At 67.3% G+C, this 17,366-nt stretch carries 18 protein-coding genes; 11 read left to right on the plus strand and 7 right to left on the minus strand.

Going from position 1 to position 17,366, the window contains the following annotated elements:
- Together dapF and GGR45_RS11485 are read left to right on the plus strand one after the other, a co-directional pair.
- The gene (gene dapF / locus GGR45_RS11480; RefSeq protein ID WP_175311977.1) at nucleotides 1-936 is read left to right on the plus strand and encodes a diaminopimelate epimerase; all 936 of its coding nucleotides are present in this window, start codon (nucleotides 1-3) and stop codon (nucleotides 934-936) included.
- A gap of 117 nt (nucleotides 937-1,053) precedes the next feature.
- Nucleotides 1,054-1,878, plus strand: a complete 825-nt coding sequence (locus tag GGR45_RS11485; protein ID WP_175311976.1) for an oxygenase MpaB family protein — start codon at nucleotides 1,054-1,056, stop codon at nucleotides 1,876-1,878.
- A gap of 2 nt (nucleotides 1,879-1,880) precedes the next feature.
- On the opposite strand, the gene GGR45_RS11490 is transcribed toward GGR45_RS11485, so the two are convergent.
- The 6 genes from GGR45_RS11490 to GGR45_RS11515 all read right to left on the minus strand — a co-directional run bounded on the left by GGR45_RS11490 (nucleotide 1,881) and on the right by GGR45_RS11515 (nucleotide 6,506).
- Nucleotides 1,881-2,801 (minus strand): helix-turn-helix domain-containing protein, encoded by a 921-nt coding sequence (locus GGR45_RS11490; RefSeq protein WP_175311975.1) that lies wholly within the window; start codon nucleotides 2,799-2,801, stop codon nucleotides 1,881-1,883.
- 143 nt (nucleotides 2,802-2,944) lie between these two features.
- Nucleotides 2,945-4,462 (minus strand): NAD(P)(+) transhydrogenase (Re/Si-specific) subunit beta, encoded by a 1,518-nt coding sequence (locus GGR45_RS11495; RefSeq protein WP_175312042.1) that lies wholly within the window; start codon nucleotides 4,460-4,462, stop codon nucleotides 2,945-2,947.
- An 8-nt stretch (nucleotides 4,463-4,470) separates the two neighbouring features.
- On the minus strand, nucleotides 4,471-4,770 hold the full coding sequence (locus tag GGR45_RS11500) for a proton-translocating transhydrogenase family protein (RefSeq protein WP_042485369.1): 300 nt from the start codon (nucleotides 4,768-4,770) through the stop codon (nucleotides 4,471-4,473).
- The gene (locus GGR45_RS11505) at nucleotides 4,758-5,168 is read right to left on the minus strand and encodes an endonuclease domain-containing protein (protein ID WP_175311974.1); all 411 of its coding nucleotides are present in this window, start codon (nucleotides 5,166-5,168) and stop codon (nucleotides 4,758-4,760) included. The genes GGR45_RS11500 and GGR45_RS11505 overlap by 13 nt, the downstream gene beginning before the upstream one ends.
- Nucleotides 5,169-5,227: 59 nt before the next feature.
- Nucleotides 5,228-6,349 (minus strand): NAD(P) transhydrogenase subunit alpha, encoded by a 1,122-nt coding sequence (locus GGR45_RS11510; protein WP_175312041.1) that lies wholly within the window; start codon nucleotides 6,347-6,349, stop codon nucleotides 5,228-5,230.
- A 10-nt stretch (nucleotides 6,350-6,359) separates the two neighbouring features.
- Entirely contained in the window at nucleotides 6,360-6,506 is a 147-nt protein-coding gene (locus GGR45_RS11515; RefSeq protein ID WP_246358190.1) for an aa3-type cytochrome c oxidase subunit IV, read from the minus strand.
- A 250-nt stretch (nucleotides 6,507-6,756) separates the two neighbouring features.
- Here GGR45_RS11515 and GGR45_RS11520 point away from each other — a divergent pair, with 250 nt between their 5' ends.
- Entirely contained in the window at nucleotides 6,757-8,178 is a 1,422-nt protein-coding gene (locus GGR45_RS11520) for a sigma-54-dependent transcriptional regulator (RefSeq protein ID WP_175311973.1), read from the plus strand.
- A 34-nt stretch (nucleotides 8,179-8,212) separates the two neighbouring features.
- Here GGR45_RS11520 and GGR45_RS11525 read toward each other — a convergent pair whose 3' ends face one another.
- On the minus strand, nucleotides 8,213-9,097 hold the full coding sequence (locus tag GGR45_RS11525) for a bestrophin family protein (protein WP_175311972.1): 885 nt from the start codon (nucleotides 9,095-9,097) through the stop codon (nucleotides 8,213-8,215).
- A gap of 293 nt (nucleotides 9,098-9,390) precedes the next feature.
- On the opposite strand from GGR45_RS11525, the gene thiD reads away from it, so the two are divergent.
- The 8 genes from thiD (at nucleotide 9,391) to GGR45_RS11565 (ending at nucleotide 17,319) form a co-directional block, all read left to right on the plus strand.
- Nucleotides 9,391-10,218, plus strand: a complete 828-nt coding sequence (gene thiD / locus GGR45_RS11530; protein ID WP_175311971.1) for a bifunctional hydroxymethylpyrimidine kinase/phosphomethylpyrimidine kinase — start codon at nucleotides 9,391-9,393, stop codon at nucleotides 10,216-10,218.
- A gap of 66 nt (nucleotides 10,219-10,284) precedes the next feature.
- Nucleotides 10,285-10,881, plus strand: coding sequence for a ribonuclease HII (locus tag GGR45_RS11535; protein WP_175311970.1), 597 nt, complete (start codon nucleotides 10,285-10,287; stop codon nucleotides 10,879-10,881).
- A 226-nt stretch (nucleotides 10,882-11,107) separates the two neighbouring features.
- Nucleotides 11,108-12,247 carry a site-specific DNA-methyltransferase gene (locus tag GGR45_RS11540; protein ID WP_281394131.1) on the plus strand — a complete coding sequence of 380 codons (1,140 nt, stop codon included), beginning with the start codon at nucleotides 11,108-11,110 and terminating at the stop codon, nucleotides 12,245-12,247.
- A gap of 148 nt (nucleotides 12,248-12,395) precedes the next feature.
- Nucleotides 12,396-13,451 carry a dihydropteroate synthase gene (gene folP / locus GGR45_RS11545; protein WP_175311969.1) on the plus strand — a complete coding sequence of 352 codons (1,056 nt, stop codon included), beginning with the start codon at nucleotides 12,396-12,398 and terminating at the stop codon, nucleotides 13,449-13,451.
- Nucleotides 13,452-13,503: 52 nt separating this feature from the next.
- On the plus strand, nucleotides 13,504-14,265 hold the full coding sequence (locus tag GGR45_RS11550) for an exonuclease domain-containing protein (RefSeq protein WP_175311968.1): 762 nt from the start codon (nucleotides 13,504-13,506) through the stop codon (nucleotides 14,263-14,265).
- A gap of 65 nt (nucleotides 14,266-14,330) precedes the next feature.
- A complete protein-coding gene (locus GGR45_RS11555) occupies nucleotides 14,331-15,830 on the plus strand; it encodes a sensor histidine kinase (RefSeq protein ID WP_175311967.1) in 1,500 nt (499 codons plus the stop codon).
- Nucleotides 15,831-16,274, plus strand: a complete 444-nt coding sequence (locus GGR45_RS11560) for a response regulator (RefSeq protein ID WP_175311966.1) — start codon at nucleotides 15,831-15,833, stop codon at nucleotides 16,272-16,274.
- 10 nt (nucleotides 16,275-16,284) lie between these two features.
- Nucleotides 16,285-17,319: a sensor histidine kinase gene (locus tag GGR45_RS11565; protein WP_175311965.1), complete on the plus strand. Its 1,035-nt coding sequence runs from the start codon at nucleotides 16,285-16,287 to the stop codon at nucleotides 17,317-17,319.
- The last annotated feature ends 47 nt before the right edge of the window (nucleotides 17,320-17,366 follow it).

The following is a 17,366-nucleotide window of genomic DNA, read 5'->3' on the forward strand; positions in this document are numbered from 1 at the left end:
ATGCGGTTCGGACTCGTCAAATGCCATGGATCGGGCAATGATTTCCCGATGATCGACGCCCGCGACCTGTCGCTGTCCGAGGGCGAATGGGCGGGCGTGGCGCGCGCGCTGGCCGACCGGCACGGGCCGGTCGGGGGCGACGGTCTGCTCCTGCTGGTGCCCGGCGACGACCGTGCCGCCTTCGGCATGGTGATGCGCAACAGCGACGGCAGCGAGGCGGAAACCTGCCTCAACGGCGTGCGCTGTGTCGCGCGGGCGGGGTTCGAGGCGATGGGGATCGAGGCGGCGACGGTGCGGCTGAAGACCTCGCACGCCGACGCGGTCCACGACGTCGATCTCGCGCCCGGCGTCTATACGGTGCGCGAAACCGCCGGCCCGGCCGGTCTGTCGACCGCCGCCTGGCCGATCCACGGCGCGCACGATCGGCTGGTCGAGGCAGTGCTGCCGATGCTCGACGCGGACAAGCGCTTCACCGCCGTTACCATGCCCAACCCGCATCTGGTCCATTTCGTCGAGACGGTGGACGAAGCCGAACTCGTCCGCCTGGGCGAAATCTGCGAAGCCGCGCCCGACTGGCTCCCCAACCGGGCCAACGTGTCCTTTGTCGAGCTGCGTGGGGACGCGCTGTTCGTGCGAACCTTCGAGCGCGGGGTCGGCCTGACCGACAGCTGCGGCAGCGCGATGGCGGCGTCGACCTATGCGGCGTGCCTGACCGGGCGGATCGCCTGGGACGTACCGACCGTGGTGTTCAATCGCGGCGGACTGGTCCGCGCCTTTGCGGGTGAAGACGGGATGGTCACGCTGTCGGGCAATGCGACCTATGAATGGGCCGGCTCGGTCACGGTCGACCTGGCGACCGAGACGGCGAGCGATCTTGTCGTGGAGCGGCGCTTCCCCGAGGAGATCGCCGCCTGGGATGCCGTCAAGCGGGGGTGAGCGGCGGGCAGAGACGGGGCTATCCGCTCGCCCCCCACTCCGTTCAGCCTGAGCGAACGCTGGGACCGAGAAGTCCAACCCGACGCAACACCCCGCCCCGCGGCGCGTTCTCACCGCATGCTACCCGTCCGCCGCCAGATCGCCGACCAGATACGCGACGTGGTCGGCAGCCGCGACCTCGACCTGACTCGGCCACCGGGCGATGACGGGTTGTTCGGCCCGGGCTCCGCCACCTGGCTCGTACATGGCGACTTCACCGCGATGATGGCGGGCGGGATCGCCTCGCTGCTGATCCAGATGCTGCATCCCGCCGCGCTGGCAGGGGTGTGGGACCATAGCGATTTTCGCCGCGACATGGCCGGGCGGCTGCGGCGGACGGCGGGGTTCATCTCCGTCACCACCTATGGCGCCACGCACGCAGCCGAACGGATGATCGCCCGGGTGCGGGCCGTCCATGACCGGGTCAGCGGCACGCTGCCGGACGGCACGCCCTATGATGCAAACGACCCGCATCTGTTGACCTTCGTCCATGCCGCCGAGGTCGACAGCTTTCTGCGCGCGCACCGAACCTATCGCAATCCCGACTTCCCGGATGCCGAGGCCGACCGCTATCTGGCCGAGATGGCGACGATCGCCCGGCGGCTGGGGGCCGAAGACGTGCCCGAGAACCGGCGGGAACTGGCGCAGTTCCTGGCTTCGATCCGCCCCGAACTTCGCGTCGATGCGCGCACCCGGGCGGTCGCCCGCACATTGCTCAACCAACCGGCACCCAGCCCCGCCCTGGCTCCGGTCAGCAGCTGGCTGACCCAGGCGGGGATCGCGTTGCTGCCCGATTGGGCGGCGCGGCTCCACGGGCTGGATGGCTATGGCGCGGTAAAACCGGCCATCCGGGCGGGTACGCGCGGGCTGGGCGGCGCGATCCGCTGGGCGCTGGCGGGATAGGATTACAGGCGTCCCAGCCCGTGCAGCGCGTTCAGATAGCCCCGCATCCCTTCCAGCGCGCGCTCGGTCAAGATCATGAAGGCGCGGCGGCGATCGACGGGATCGGGTTGGCGTGCGAAGAGCCCCACCTCGGTCAGCTTTCCGATCCAGCGTAGCGCGGTGGTCGGCGCGACGGCGGCGGCGATGCACAGGCTCGACACCGACACCCGCACCCCTTCGAGATGCGCGGCATAAAGATCGAGCAGCATGTCCCAGGCCGGTTCCTCGAACAGCCCACCCTGGAAAAACCTGTCCCGCAACCGCCGGGCGCGGATCATCCGGCGGACCATTTCGGCATCGCCCGGCTGGGCGCGGGGCGGGGCGGCGTGGAAGCTCTGATGCCGGTCGCCGACACCGCCGCCCCGGTTCTCATCCTCCTGCACCGACAATCTGGCCAGCGCCTCGGCGATGCGCGCCACCTCGGCGTTCAGCTTGCGCAGCCGTTCGGACTCGCCCTCGCGGACATGGCTGTGGAGCATGGTCGCCCCGCCATTGCTGGCCCCTGCCACCGCCAGCGCGGCGACCAGTTCGAGCGGGCTGGCATCGCACAGCATGGCGACACGCGGGCCAAGCAGCATCGCGGCGACCAGATCGATGTCATCCGTCGCCATACTGACCACGATGGGCAGGTCGAGCGCGGTGGCGACCGCGTCGATTCGGGCCAGTGCGATCTCGATCGTTGCCGCCTCGGCACCGTGTGTGTCGACCAGCAGCAGCGGCCGCCCCGCCTGTTGCCCGATCTCCTCCGCCACCGCAGGCCAGGCGACGTTGCGCAACACCCGGCCGCCTGCCTGCCGCACCAGATCACCCGCCGCCTGGGCCAGCGCGGGCGCGCCGATCACCACGACCGCAAAGCCGGTGCCGTAAATATCCTGATCGTCCATGCCGCTCCCCGCTACCCGCCATGCGGCGGGCCTTCGTCATGGTCGCAAGGCGGCGAAAGGCGCGAGGCCCCGCCCCTTTGCCCATGCCAGCGATGCGACCCCAACCGACGTCCGGGAGTCGACGTCAGTTACGAATCCGACACTCAGCCGAGTGCCTTGACGATCTCTTCGACCATCTTCTTGGCATCCGCCAGCAGCATCATGGTGTTGTCGCGATAAAATAGCTCGTTATCGACACCCGCATAGCCGACGCCGCCCATCGAGCGCTTGATGAACAGCACCGTCTTGGCCTTTTCCACGTCGAGCACCGGCATGCCGTAGATGGGCGAGGACTTGTCGGTCTTGGCCGCCGGATTGGTCACGTCGTTCGCGCCGATGACGAAGGCGACGTCGGTCTGCGCGAACTCGGCGTTGATGTCCTCCAGCTCGAACACCTCGTCATAGGGCACGTTCGCCTCGGCCAGCAGAACGTTCATATGGCCGGGCATCCGGCCGGCGACCGGATGGATGGCGTATTTGACGCGCACGCCTTCCTTCTTGAGCAGATCGGCCATCTCGCGCAGGACATGCTGGGCTTGGGCCACCGCCATGCCGTAACCGGGGACGATCACGACCTGTTCGGCCTGGCTCATCAGGAAGGCCGCATCCTCGGCGCTGCCGCGCTTCCACGGCCGGTCGACCGCAGCGCCGCCGCCGCTACCCCCCGCATCGCTGCTGCCGAAGCCGCCCGCGATCACGCTGATGAAGCTGCGGTTCATCGCCCGGCACATGATATAGGACAGGATCGCGCCCGACGAACCGACCAGCGCGCCGGTGATGATCATCGCGCTGTTGTGCAGCGTGAAACCCATCGCGGCCGCCGCCCAGCCCGAATAGCTGTTCAGCATCGACACCACGACCGGCATGTCGGCGCCGCCGATGGGGATGATCAGCAGGAAGCCGATGACGAAGGACAGGACGGTGATCGTCCAGAAGATCCACGGCGCCTGATCGCGGGTGAACATCGCCACCAGGATGACGATCGCGCCCAATATGCCGAGGTTCAGCGCATGGCGGCCCGGGAGCATGATCGGCTTGCCGCCCATATTGCCGTTGAGCTTCAGGAAGGCGATGACCGAGCCGGAGAAGGTGATCGCGCCGATCGCCACGCCGAGCGCCATCTCGACCCGGCTGACGACATGGATGCTGGCAAAGGGCTGTCCGATCATCGGCACCACCATGTCGGCAATGTCGAAGGCGACCGGGTTCAGGAAGGCCGCGCAGGCGACCGCCACGGCGGCGAGCCCGACCAGCGAGTGGAACGCCGCGACCAGCTGCGGCATCGCGGTCATCGCGATGCGGCGGGCGGTGACGATACCGATTACCGCGCCCAAGCCGATGGCGGCGAGGATTTCGAAGGCCGCCGTCCAGTCGATCATCAGATCATGGGGATTGCCTGGAGGTAGGGCGTCGGCTCGTAGGGGCACATGCGTCACCAGCGTCGTCACGACCGCGATCGCCATGCCGATCATGCCGAAGCGATTGCCTCGCTGGCTGGTCGTCGGGCTGGACAGCCCGCGCAGCGCCAGAATGAAGCATACCCCCGCCACCAGATAGGCGAGCGAAACCCAGGGGTTCGCGGCAACGGCTTCGACCGCCGGGGCAAGCGGCGCGGGCGGCACGGGGGCGATCACGAGCGCTTCTCCTTCTTGCGGTACATGGCGAGCATCCGCTGCGTCACCGCAAAGCCGCCGAAGATGTTGATGCTGGCCAGCACCACCGCGCCTAGCCCCAGCCATTTGGCGACGCCCGATCCGGTCGCCCCCGACGTCGCGGCCGCCGCGATCAGCGCGCCGACGATGATGACCGAGGAAATGGCGTTGGTCACCGCCATCAACGGCGTGTGCAGCGCGGGCGTCACCGACCAGACGACGTAATAGCCGACGAAACACGCCAGCACGAAGATCGACAGGATCGCTATGAAGTCCATGATATATCCTCCCCGGCACGGGGAGGGGGACCGCTCGCCGCAGGCGAGTGGTGGAGGAGGGCCGCCGCCAGCGAGACGATCGAGGCGGCAACCGCCTCGGCATCGCGCAGGATATCGGCGGCCCCGATCCGCATGACCCTGTACCCGTTTTCGTTCAAATATTGATCGCGCGCGACGTCGCGGCTGGGCCGCGCTTCAACGCCATGTATGGCACCGTCGACTTCGACCATCGGGCGCGCTTTTGAGCAATAAAAATCGGCAATGTAGCATCCGACCGGATGCTGTCGCCGGAATCGTAAACCGCCGGGCGAGCCGCGAAGCTGTTGCCAAAGAAGCACTTCAGGCAGCGTCATCGTCCGTCGCAATTTACGCGCCAGCGATACTTCGGGCCGAGGCATTTGCCGGACGCCCCCTCCACCGGCTTCGCCGGTCCCCCTCCCCGTTACGGGGAGGATCGTCACGACTGCAACCTTGGGTTCACCACCTGCCCGCCTCGGGTCAGCCGGATCGCGTCGCCGATCTCGGCGTCGAGCACCGGCCGCCCGGCGTCCTTGTCCCAGAACGCCGCCAGGAAATTGTGCAGGTTGCGCGCGAACAGCGCGGAGGCGTCTGCCGCCAGTCGGCTGGGCATGTTGCGGTGGCCGATGATCTTTACGCCGTGCCGCTCGATCACTTCGCCCGCAATCGCACCCTCGACATTGCCGCCCGCCTCGACCGCCAGGTCGACGATGACGCTGCCGGCGCGCATCGTCGCGATCTGTGCATCGGTGACGAGGCGCGGCGCGGCGCGGCCGGGGATCAGCGCGGTGGTGATGACGATGTCCTGCTTGGCGATATGCCCCGCGACCAGTTCGGCTTGCGCCGCGCGATATTCCTCGCTCGTCTCGCCCGCATAGCCGCCGGTGCCCTCGCCTTCGATGCCCGCCACGCCCTCGACGAAGATCGGCTTGGCGCCGAGCGACTGGATCTGCTCCTTGGTGGCCGAACGCACATCGGTCGCCGAGACCTGCGCGCCCAGCCGCCGGGCGGTCGCGATCGCCTGCAGCCCCGCAACGCCCACCCCCATGACGAAGACGCGCGCCGCAGGGATCGTCCCCGCCGCCGTCATCATCATCGGAAAGGCACGACCATAGGTGCCCGCCGCCTCCAGCACCGCCTTGTAACCCGCGAGATTCGACTGGGACGACAAGATGTCCATCGACTGGGCGCGGGTGATTCGCGGCATCCAGTCCATCGCCAGCGCCTCCAGCCCCGCCGCCGCATAGGCCGAAACCGTCGCCTGCCTGCGGAAGGGATCGAACGCCGCGATTACCCAGGCGTCGGGCGCGGTTCCGGCCAGGGTCGCGGGCTCGGGCGCCTGGACGGCCAGCACGATCGCCGCGCCCGCCAGCACCTGCGCGCGTTCGCCGACCTCGGCGCCCGCCTGTTCGTAATCGCTGTCGGCGATACCCGCCGCTGTCCCCGCGCCCCGCTCCACCGCCAGCGTGGCGCCCAGCGCGGTCAGCTTCTTGACGGTTTCCGGCGTGGCGGCGACCCGCGCCTCGTCGGGCGCGGTTTCGCGCAGGACCGCGATGCGCAGACCCATCGGATCAGGCGATCAGCCAGAGGACGATGCCCACCAGGATGGCGGCAACGACCGCGCCCCATTTGAGCATTCCGATCATCAGGTCATAAGTGGCGACATGCGCCTTCATGCCGCCGGGGCCGTCCTTGATGCCGGTCTCATTGCCCGCCATGATCCTCACCTCCGCTATCGGCCTGCCGCCGTCGACCGCGCCGCATGATCCAGGTCGAAGCTTATTCACCAGCGCACCGGGATCAACCCCGAAACGACCGGGCAGGATCCCGGCAACACCCGGCGTGACGCCGGCCAGTCTCAAAAGCAGTTCGGGACCCGGCGGGCGTGCAAGAGGGATTGTCCCGAATTAACGCAGATTTTAACAAAGTTGCGCTATAAAGTCGCAAAAGGGGTCAACAGGACACATTATGACGCGCAACGGCCAACGTTTGCTGCTGCTGATCGATGACGAGCCTGCGCAGCAACGCCTGATCGCGGCGCTGGCGCAGCGCGGCGGTTGGCGCACCCTGTTCGCGACGGACGCCGACATGGCGGCCTCGGTCCTGGGATCGGCGCAGGGGCGCGAACTCGACGCGGTGCTGATCGACCATTGGGCGCCGGGTGCCGATGCCACGTCCTTGATCGCCGATTGCCACGCGCTTCGCCCCGAACTGCCCATCCTGATGCTGACCGCCAACGATTCGGTGGCGCAGGCGGTGGCGGCGATGCGTGCGGGCGCGACCGATTTCCTGGTCAAGCCGCTGGCCCCCGAACGGCTGCTCGCCGCGCTGGAGGCCTGTGTCGCGGGTCAGACGAGCGGCGAGCTTCGCCCGCTGACCGAAAAAATTCCCGCGCTCCTCGCCTTTGACGAGATTGTGGGCGACGCGCCCGATTTCCGCGCCGCGCTCGCCATCGCGTCCAAGGCCGCGCACACCCGTGCCGCCGTCCTGATCGAAGGCGAGGGCGGCGTCGGCAAGGAATCGCTGGCCAAGGCGATCCACGTCGCCTCTTCCCGTGGCGAACGGCCGATGATCCGCGTCAACTGCGCGACGGTCGCCACCAATCTGCTCGACAGCGTCATCTTCGGCCATGAGGAAGGTGCCTTTGCGGGCGCGTTCGAGCGCCGCATCGGCAAGATGGTGGAGGCGCACGGTTCGACATTGTTCCTGGACGAGGTGTCGGGAATGCCCCCCGAAACCCAGGCGCGGCTGCTCGACATGCTCCAGACCGGCGCGATCCTGCCGCTGGGCGCCCGCCATGCGCGCGAAGTCGATGTCCGGATCATCGCCGCCAGCGACGTCCGGCTGATCGAGGCCGTCGAGGCGGGGCGTTTCCGCGAGGACCTGTATTACAAACTGAACGTCGTCCATGTCGCGGTGCCGCCGCTGCGCGACCGGGCCGACGACATATCCGCGCTGACCCATCATCTGCTCGAACGCATCGCGCAGCAGCCGGGCCTGCGCCATCTCGACATCACCGACGATGCGCTCGCGCTGCTGCGCCGCTATGACTGGCCGGGCAATGTCCGCCAGTTGCAAAACGCGCTCTTCCGCGCCGCGGTGCTGTGCGAGGGCGATGCGCTGACCACCGACGATTTCCCGCAGATCGCCTCGCTCGGGGATCGTTCTTCGGTTACGGCGGGACCCTCGGCGAGCGGCCCGAATGGCGGGGTCAGCCTGTTCCGTCCCGATGGCCATCTGCGCCCGCTGGAGGATATCGAGGCCGATGTCATACGCCTGGCCATCGGCCATTATCGCGGCCGCATGACCGAAGTGGCCCGGCGGCTGGGGATCGGCCGGTCGACGCTGTATCGCAAGCTGAGCGAACTGGGCATCGACAACGCGGCCTGACATCATCCTCCCCGTGCCGGGGAGAAGTATTTTCTTACCAAAGCACCCCGTCGACCGGCTTCATCGGCTCCGGCGCGGGATCACCGATCGCCTGGAGCAGGTCGATCTCGATCGTCCGGCACATCGCGCTGAGCGGCAGGTCGTGGACCGTGTCGGAGAAGGGATCAACCAGGTCGTCGCCGATCTGTAGCGCCGCCAGGAACATCAACCCCGCGATCGACGAACCCACCGGGGTCGCGAACCCCAAAGTCTCGACCAGCCCGATCGGCAGCAGCACGCAGAACAGCCGAGTGAAGAAGGCCGGGATGAAGCGATACTGGTTGGGCAGCGGCGTATTCTTCAACCGTTCCATGCCGCCTTGCGAATTGGCGATGTCGACCAGGACCGATTCCATCTGGGTCTGCTGGATGGTGTCGATCCAGCCTTTGCGGCGTGCATCGTCGATCCTACGGCCCGTGCCGTCGAGCAGGCCGTTGGCGGTATTGGTCCGCTGGAGCGCAGGCTCCGCCTCGCCGCGCGACAGGAAGCGCAGCACTTCGCCATCGACCGGTTGCTTGCGCAACTGGCAGCGCAGCGCGTTCACATAGGCGATCTGGCGCAGCACGATCGACCGCTTCAGGTCGTGCGCATCCGGATCGGGCAGGAAGTTGCGCGCGCTGCGGGCAATGTTGCGCGAGGCGTTGATCATCAGGCCCCAGAGCTGCCGCCCCTCCCACCAGCGCTGATAGGCCGAATTGGTACGGAACCCCAGGAACAGCGCCAGCGCGGTGCCGAACAGGGTCAGCGGCAGCGAGGGCGCCTTGAACGGCAGGACGTAATAAGCGACCGTGACGATCACGTCCCAGACGAACAGCGCCACCAAAGGACGCCAGACCTCCGCAATGATGATGCGGGTGCGGGGTACGGCATCGACGATCAAATTCGGTCTCCCTTACGCGGTCACCCAGACGGTGTTCCAAGGCGCAGCAACGCGACAGCCGCTGGTTGGATGCGCGCCGAAATAATGGGGTGGTACGGCGAGGAAAGAGCCTGGCCTGGACGGGCAACGAAACGTTACGAAGCCGCCATCGACTTGCCACATCGGAAGCCAGGCCGTCAGACACTCAAGTCGTTGATCGCTTTACTTTTCCCAAGGGATGGGCGACGGCCGGCCGATGATCGGCCACCGTTCGGCTTGCCCCTACCCGGTCGAAAAGGCATGGCAGAAATAATATGACCGTGCCGACCCCATCCCGCATCCTCATCGTCGCCGGCTCCGATTCCGGAGGGGGGGCGGGCATACAGGCCGACATCAAGACGGTCGCGATGCTCGGCGGCCATCCGATGACCGCGATTACCGCGATCACCGCGCAGAACACCCTGGGGGTACAAGCGGTGCACCCGGTCCCCACCGACATGGTGATGGCGCAGATCGACAGCGTGCTGTCCGACATCGGCGCCGACGCGGTGAAGATCGGCATGATCGGATCGGCCGAGACCGCGCACGCGCTCGCCGACCGGCTGGAGACGCTGGAATTGCCGGTGGTGTTCGATCCCGTCATGATCGCGACCAGCGGATCGGTGTTGGCGGACGCGGACGTGATCGCGGCCTTTCGCCGCTTCCTGGCCCTCGCCGCGCTGACCACCCCCAATCTGCCCGAACTGGCGGCGCTGGGCGGCGAGGCGGTGGTGCGGCACCAGACCCGAGCGTTGCTGGTCAAGGGCGGGCATGGCGAAGGCCCGGTGATCGAGGACCGGCTCGTCGAGCCGGGCGGCGAACAGCGCTGGCAGCATCCCCGGCTGGATACGAACTCGACCCACGGTACCGGGTGCACGCTCGCCAGCGCGATCGCCACCGGGCTAGGGCAGGGCCTGCCGCTGGCGGATTCGGTCGACCGCGCCATCGCCTTCGTCCAGGCCGCGCTTGCCGCCGCGCCGGGACTGGGCCAGGGGCATGGGCCGATGGGGCATGGGCTGGGCATGGTGCCCTTCTACCATCTGCTCGCCGCGATCAGCCGCGAAGGCTGGAATGCAGCGGCCTTTGCCGCGCGTTGGGGGTAAAGCTGACCCTCTCCGCGCCGGGGAGGATACCTTGTGGACCTTTCTCCTCCACGATAAAGCGCCCTCATGGTCGATACCGGTTTTCCCATGCCCCTATGCGGCGTGGACGAGGCGGGGCGCGGGCCGCTGGCGGGGCCGGTGGTCGCGGCCGCCGTCATCCTTCCCGAGCGGGACTGCCCCGGCGGCATCAATGATTCCAAGAAGCTGACCGAAAAGACGCGCGCGCGGCTCTGCGCCGAAATCCGCGCCTGCGCGATCGTGGGGGTCGGAGTGGTCGAACCGGCGGAGATCGACCGGCTCAACATCTATTGGGCAACGATGAAGGCGATGACGCTGGCGGTCGATGCGGTGGTCGAGGCGCTGGGGTGCCATCCGGCGCATGTGCTGGTCGACGGTAACCGCCTGCCCAAATGGGGCTATAGCGCGACCGCGATCGTCGGCGGCGATGCCAAGTCGCTGGCGATCGGCGCTGCCTCGATCGTCGCCAAGCATGTCCGCGACGAGATGATGATCGCCGCCGCCGAGGCATGGCCCGCTTATGGCTGGCATTCCAACAAGGGTTATGGCTCCGCGACGCATTTGGCGGCTCTCCGCGAACATGGGCCGACGCCACTCCACCGCCGCAGCTTCGCGCCCGTGGCGCAATGTTATCTGGACCTCTGAATTCCTTTCCATCGTCCGATGGGGGGATTTAACGGCGAATTGAGTCGCAATCGCCACACCCCACTCCCTTGGGGGCAGAGTTATCCACAGCCCCCATATCTGCCACGAAATCGCAACACGTCGTCGAATCTGGCGGATTCCCGCGAGTCGCCAAGGCGAATCGCCTCTTGACGACGGACTCGTTCCGGGTGGATGCGAAGGTTCGAGGGTAGAAGGGACGGTGAGCATGGGGGTGATCCAGACGGTGGGAAGGCCGATCGGGACGCGGCCGGTAGCGGCACACCGCGAAAGCGACCTGCCGCTCGACCAGATCCTGATGGGCGACTGTATCGCGGCGCTCCGCTCGCTGCCCGACAAGTCGGTCGACATGGTCTTTGCCGACCCGCCCTATAACCTTCAGCTCGGCGGCGAGTTGTTCCGGCCCGATGGCAGTCATGTCGACGCCGTCACCGATGCCTGGGACAAGTTCGACACCTTCGCCGCCTATGACGCCTTCACCCGCACCTGGCTGGCCGAATGCTATCGCGTACTCAAGGACAATGGCTCGCTCTGGGTCATCGGCAGCTATCACAACATCTTCCGCGTCGGGACCGCGGTGCAGGATCTGGGCTTCTGGATCCTCAACGACATCATCTGGCGCAAGTCCAACCCCATGCCCAATTTCAAGGGCACCCGCTTCACCAACGCGCATGAAACGCTGATCTGGGCATCGAAGGGCGAGAAGGCGAAATACACCTTCAACTATCGTTCGATGAAGACGCTGAACGACGAGATCCAGATGCGATCGGATTGGGAATTCCCGATCTGCGGCGGGCAGGAAAGGCTGAAGAAGGACGGGCACAAGGTCCACCCGACCCAGAAGCCCGAGGCCCTGCTCTATCGCATCCTGCTGGCCTGCACCCGGCCGGGCGACGTGATCGCCGACCCGTTCTTCGGCACCGGCACCACCGGCGCGGTCGCCAGGCGGCTCGGCCGCCGCTGGATCGGGATCGAGCGCGAGCCGACCTATTGCGCCGCCGCGATCGAGCGGATCGAGGCCGCCCTGCCGCTCGACGAAAGCGCGCTGGCAACGATGCAGAGCCCCAAGGCGCAGCCCAAGGTCGCCTTCGGGACGTTGGTCGAAAATGGCTATCTGCTGCCGGGGATGCCGTTGATGGATGCCAAGCGCAAATGGCGCGCGACGGTGCGCGCGGACGGGTCGCTCCTGTCCGAATGCGGGCAGGCGGGATCGATCCACCGGCTGGGGTCGCTGCTGCAGAACCGGCCGACCTGCAATGGCTGGACCTTCTGGCATTATGAGCTGGAAGGTGCGCTGAAGCCGATCGACGCGATGCGCCAGACCTGGCTGCTGGCGACGCAGCCGTAACCTGATCCTCCCCGGCACGGGGAGGTGGCAGGCGCAGGCCTGACGGAGGGGGGCTTCCACAAAGGACTTGCCTAGCGGCACGCCCCCTCCACCACCGCTTCGCGCTGGTCCCCCTCCCCATACCGGAGAGGATTTTAGGAACACGACCATGCACCTGCGCCCCGTCCAATTCGTCGACACCCCCGTCGGGCTGGAGGAGGGCAGCGTCGCACGGCTGGCGGGCGGGATGCAGTGGTTCGCGGCCTATGAGGTCCGCGAGGGTATCAGCCGCCGTATTGTCCCCATCGCGCGGTTTGCGCAGGAACTGGGCGGTTCGCCCCGGGCCGAGACGCTGCACACCGCCTTCACCACCCCCCGTACCCCCTGGGTGATGGACGCCCGCACCCTGCGCTTCGACCAGCCGCAGGTCGCCGCCATCCTGAACGTCACCCCCGACAGCTTCTCCGACGGCGGCCAGCATATCGGCGATCCGGCGGCGGCGGCCGACAGCGGCATGGCGATGGCGGCGCAAGGTGCGGCGGTGATCGACCTGGGCGGCGAATCCACCCGCCCCGGCGCGGCGCCCGTCTGGGAAGGCGACGAGATCGCCCGCACCGCCCCCGTCATCGAGCGGCTGGCACGCGGCGGCGCACTGGTGTCGATCGACACGCGCAAGGCCGCCGTGATGGAGGCGGCGCTGGCATCGGGCGCAGGCATCGTCAACGATGTCGCGGCGCTGCTCTGGGACGACCGCGCGCTGGAGGTGGTGGCCAGGGCGGGCTGCCCGGTCATCCTGATGCACTCGCCCGATCCGGCCAAGGGCGGGCACGGCCGTATCGGTTATGCGGACGTGCTGACGGACGTGTTCGACTGGCTGGAGACACGGATCGCGGCGGTCGAGGCAGCGGGCGTTTCCCGCTCGCGCATCATGGTCGATCCGGGGATCGGCTTCGGCAAGTCGCTGGCCGACAATCTGGCCCTTATCAATGGGCTGGCGATCTTCCACGGCCTTGGCTGCCCGATCATGCTGGGCGCCAGCCGCAAGCGGATGATCGGCGCGCTGTCGAACGAGGCGCCCGTCGATGCGCGGCTCGGCGGTTCCCTCGCACTCGCGCTGAAAGGGGCGGAGGCGGGGGTGCAGCTGATCCGCGTCCATGACGTGGCGGAAACGGTACAGGCGCTGCATGTCTGGCGCGGGCTGCGCGACCGCGCCCTGCTGGGATAACCCTGGAACAAGGCCCCTCGCTTTTCGCGGGCCAAACGCCCACATAGAGGCGATGCAACGCCCGCAGCCCCAGATTATCCGCGTCATCGACCTGGAGACGACCGGACAGGCCCCACCCACCCATGGCGTCTGCGAGATCGGCTGGCAGGATGTGGCGCTGGGCAAGGACGGGCGCTGGGAGCTGGAGGGCGAAGGCGGCAGCATCCTGGTCAATCCAGGTCGACCCATCCCGCCGATCACCCAGGCGATCCACCATATCCTGGACGAGCAGGTCGCCGACGCGCCCTGGTGGCATGACGTCGCGCGCCGCGTGCTCGACCCCTGGCCGCGCCGCTTGGCGCTGGCGGCGCACCGCGCGGATTTCGAGCAGCAATTCTGCACCCCCGCCATGACCCGGTCGGCCGACTGGATCTGCACCTGGAAATGCGCGCTGCGGCTCTGGCCCGACAGCCCCAGCTTTTCCAACCAGGTGCTGCGATACTGGCGCAAACCCGAGGGGCTGGAGCATGAGCGCGGCTTGCCCATCCACCGCGCCTTTCCCGACGCCTATGTGACCGCGCATCACCTGCGCGATCAGCTGAACGAGGCGAGCCTGGCGCAGCTGCTGGAATGGTCGCGCAGCCCCGGCCTGCTGCCGCGCGTCCGCTATGGCCCCGATCGCGGCAAGGACTGGCGCGAGATCGACGAGGACTCGCTGATCGGCTTCCTCGGCGACCGCGACCCCGATGTCCGCTTCACCGCCGAGACCGAGATGGCCAGGCGGCGGGGCGGCGGGCATGTCGGCCGCCCCAGCCCGCAGGAACTTCTGCTTTAATCGTCATGATAACCATGACGTAACCGCTCTGGCGTCGTCGCTTCTCCTTCGATAAGGCATGATCCATGCAAGGGTTGGCTCGTACGCCTTTTGGCGGGATACCCGTCGGTCGGGTCCTGATCGCTGCCATGGCGACGGGCTTTCTGGCGTTGCTCGCGGCGGCAGTGGCGGCCGGCTATGCCATCCGTCAGGAAAACCGGCACAGCGACTGGGTCATCCATACCTATCACGTCGAAACCGTTCTGATCGAAGCGCGGCGGCTGGTCGAGCAGAAGGAGACGGCGCGCCGGGGCTATATGCTGGCGGGGACGCCAGCCTTTCTCGACAGTTTCGAGCGCGCCCACGCCGCGCTGGTCCCGCAGATCGTCGAACTCCGCCGGCTGACCGCCGACAATGTGCACCAGCGCGCGCCGCTGGCCATGGTCGTCCGGCGACTGGCCGAACTCGATGCCGCGCAGCGCGCGACCAACGAACTGGTTCGGCAGGGACGCGGAGCAGAGGCGCTGCGCCTGTTCCACGCGGACAGCGGGCTGCTGCGGATGCAGAAGCTGCGCGCCGTCTTCGACCTCATGGCGCGCGAGGAACGCCGCCTGCTGGCGCTGCGCGATGCCGAACAGACCGCCAGCCGCCACCGTTTCTCGATCGTGGCGGCAGTTTCGATCCTGTTGTTCCTTCTGGTATCGATTCTCTCGTTCCTGACCGTGCGCCGCTATACCCGCGACCTTCAGCGTTCGCGCGTGGCGCTGGCCGACCTCAACGCGACGCTGGAGGAACAGGTCAAGGAACGCACCGCCGATCTGGCGCTGGCGAATGAGGAAATCCAGCGCTTCGCCTATATCGTCAGCCACGATCTACGTTCGCCGCTGGTCAACGTCATGGGCTTCACCGCCGAGCTGTCGGCCGCGACCGGGCCGCTGGCCGAACTGATCGACCGCGCCGAGGCGGAGGCGCCGCATATCGTGACCGAGGAAGCCCGTCTTGCCGCGCGGGAGGATCTGCCCGAGGCGATCGGCTTCATCCGCACCTCGACCGCCAAGATGGACCGGCTCATCAACGCCATCCTGAAGCTGAGCCGCGAGGGGCGGCGGGTTCTTGCGCCCGAAATGATCGCGCTGGACCAGCTGGTCGAACAGATCACCGATTCGATCCGCCACGTCATCGACGATCGTGGCGTCACCGTCACCATCGAGCGTCCCATGCCGGTCGTCGTCAGCGACCGGATCGCGCTGGAACAGATTCTTTCCAACCTGATCGAGAACGCCACCAAATATCGCCATCCCGCGCGCGCCGCCGAGGTGCACGTCTCCGCGCAGGCGACGCCCGGCCGGGTGATCGTGGCGGTGCGCGACAATGGCCGCGGTATCGATCCGCGCGACCATCAGCGCGTTTTCGACCTGTTCCGCCGGTCGGGGCAGCAGGACCAGCCGGGCGAAGGCATCGGCCTCGCCCATGTCCGCGCCCTCGCCTATCGTCTGGGCGGCACGATTTCCGTCGAATCCCAACTGGGTGAGGGCGCAACCTTCTTCCTGTCGCTACCCCCCACCCTTGCCATCGAAAGTGCTTGAATGAACGACCATCGCTCCGTTGGCATCGTCATGATCGAGGATGACGAGGGCCATGCCCGCCTGATCGAGAAGAATATCCGCCGGGCGGGCATCCTGAACGACATCCGCCACTTCACCGACGGCACGACCGCGCTCGACTATCTGTTCAACGCGCCCGACGGTCCGGCCAAGAGCGGCCCGGCGATGGTCCTGCTCGACCTGAACCTGCCCGACATGAGCGGCACCGACATCCTGGCGAAGATCAAGGACGAGAGCAGCCCGCTGCGCCGCGCGCCGGTCGTCGTGCTGACCACCACCGACGACAAGGTGGAGATCCAGCGCTGCTACGATCTGGGCTGCAACGTCTACATCACCAAGCCGGTGAATTACGAAAATTTCGCCCAGGCGATCCGCCAGCTCGGCCTGTTCCTGTCGGTGATCCAGGTGCCCGAGGTCGAGGGCTGAACGCCCCGCCATGACGAGCGGCGCCGCCCCCCGCATCCTCTATATCGATGACGACGACGCGCTGCGGCGACTGGTGTCGCGCGCGCTGAGGCGGCACGGTTATGAGGTGGCATGCGCCGCCTCGGGGACCCAGGGTGTCGCAATGGCGGCGGATGGCGGGTTCGATCTGGTTGCGGTCGACCATTATATGCCCGGCATGGACGGGCTGGAGACGCTGGCTGCGATCACCGCGCTGCCGGAGTCGCCGCCTGTCGTCTATGTCACCGGGTCGGACGAGGGGCGTATCGCCGTCGCCGCGCTGAAGGCGGGAGCCGCCGATTATGTGGTGAAGACGGTCGGCGAGGATTTCTTCGACCTGCTGTCCGCCACCTTTGCGCAGGTGCTCGACCGCGCGCGGCTGGAACGGGGCAAGGCCTCTGCAGAGGCCGAGTTGCGCGCCACCAACGCTCGTCTGGAGGCGATGCTGAGCGAGGTGAACCACCGTGTCGCCAACTCGCTGCAACTCGTCTCGGCAATGATCGGGTTGCAGAAGGGGGTGTTGACCGACACCCGCGCCCGCGATGCGCTGGAGGATACGCAGCGTCGCATCCGCGCCATCGCGCAGGTGCACCGCCGGCTCTACACCGCCAATGACGTCGAGCAGGTCGACCTGCGCGACTATTTGGGCGCGCTGATCGAGGAACTGGGCGAAAGCTGGTCGAGCGACGCGCTGCCCCGCACCCTGACCCTGTCGGCCGAGCCGATCCGTGTAAAGACGGACCGTGCAGTGTCGATCGGGGTGATCGTTACCGAACTCGTGACCAATGCCTGCAAATATGCCTATCCCGATGGCGGTGGCGAGGTGCGGATTCTGGTGACGCGCGCCGACGAGCATTGCGTATTGGCGGTCGAGGATGACGGTTGCGGCATGGCGGCGGACCAGAAGCCGCAAGGCACCGGGCTGGGCGCAAAACTGATCCGGGCGATGGCGCAGAGCCTGCAGACCGCGGTGGAATATGATCCCGCGCATTCCGGGGTCCGGGCGGTGTTGCGGGTGCCGGTTTAGGATTTGCGGCTGCTAGCGAGGCGTGGCCTTCGACTTCGCTCAGGCTG

The sequence above is a fragment of the Sphingomonas zeae genome (assembly GCF_014197135.1).
GTDB lineage: Bacteria > Pseudomonadota > Alphaproteobacteria > Sphingomonadales > Sphingomonadaceae > Sphingomonas > Sphingomonas zeae.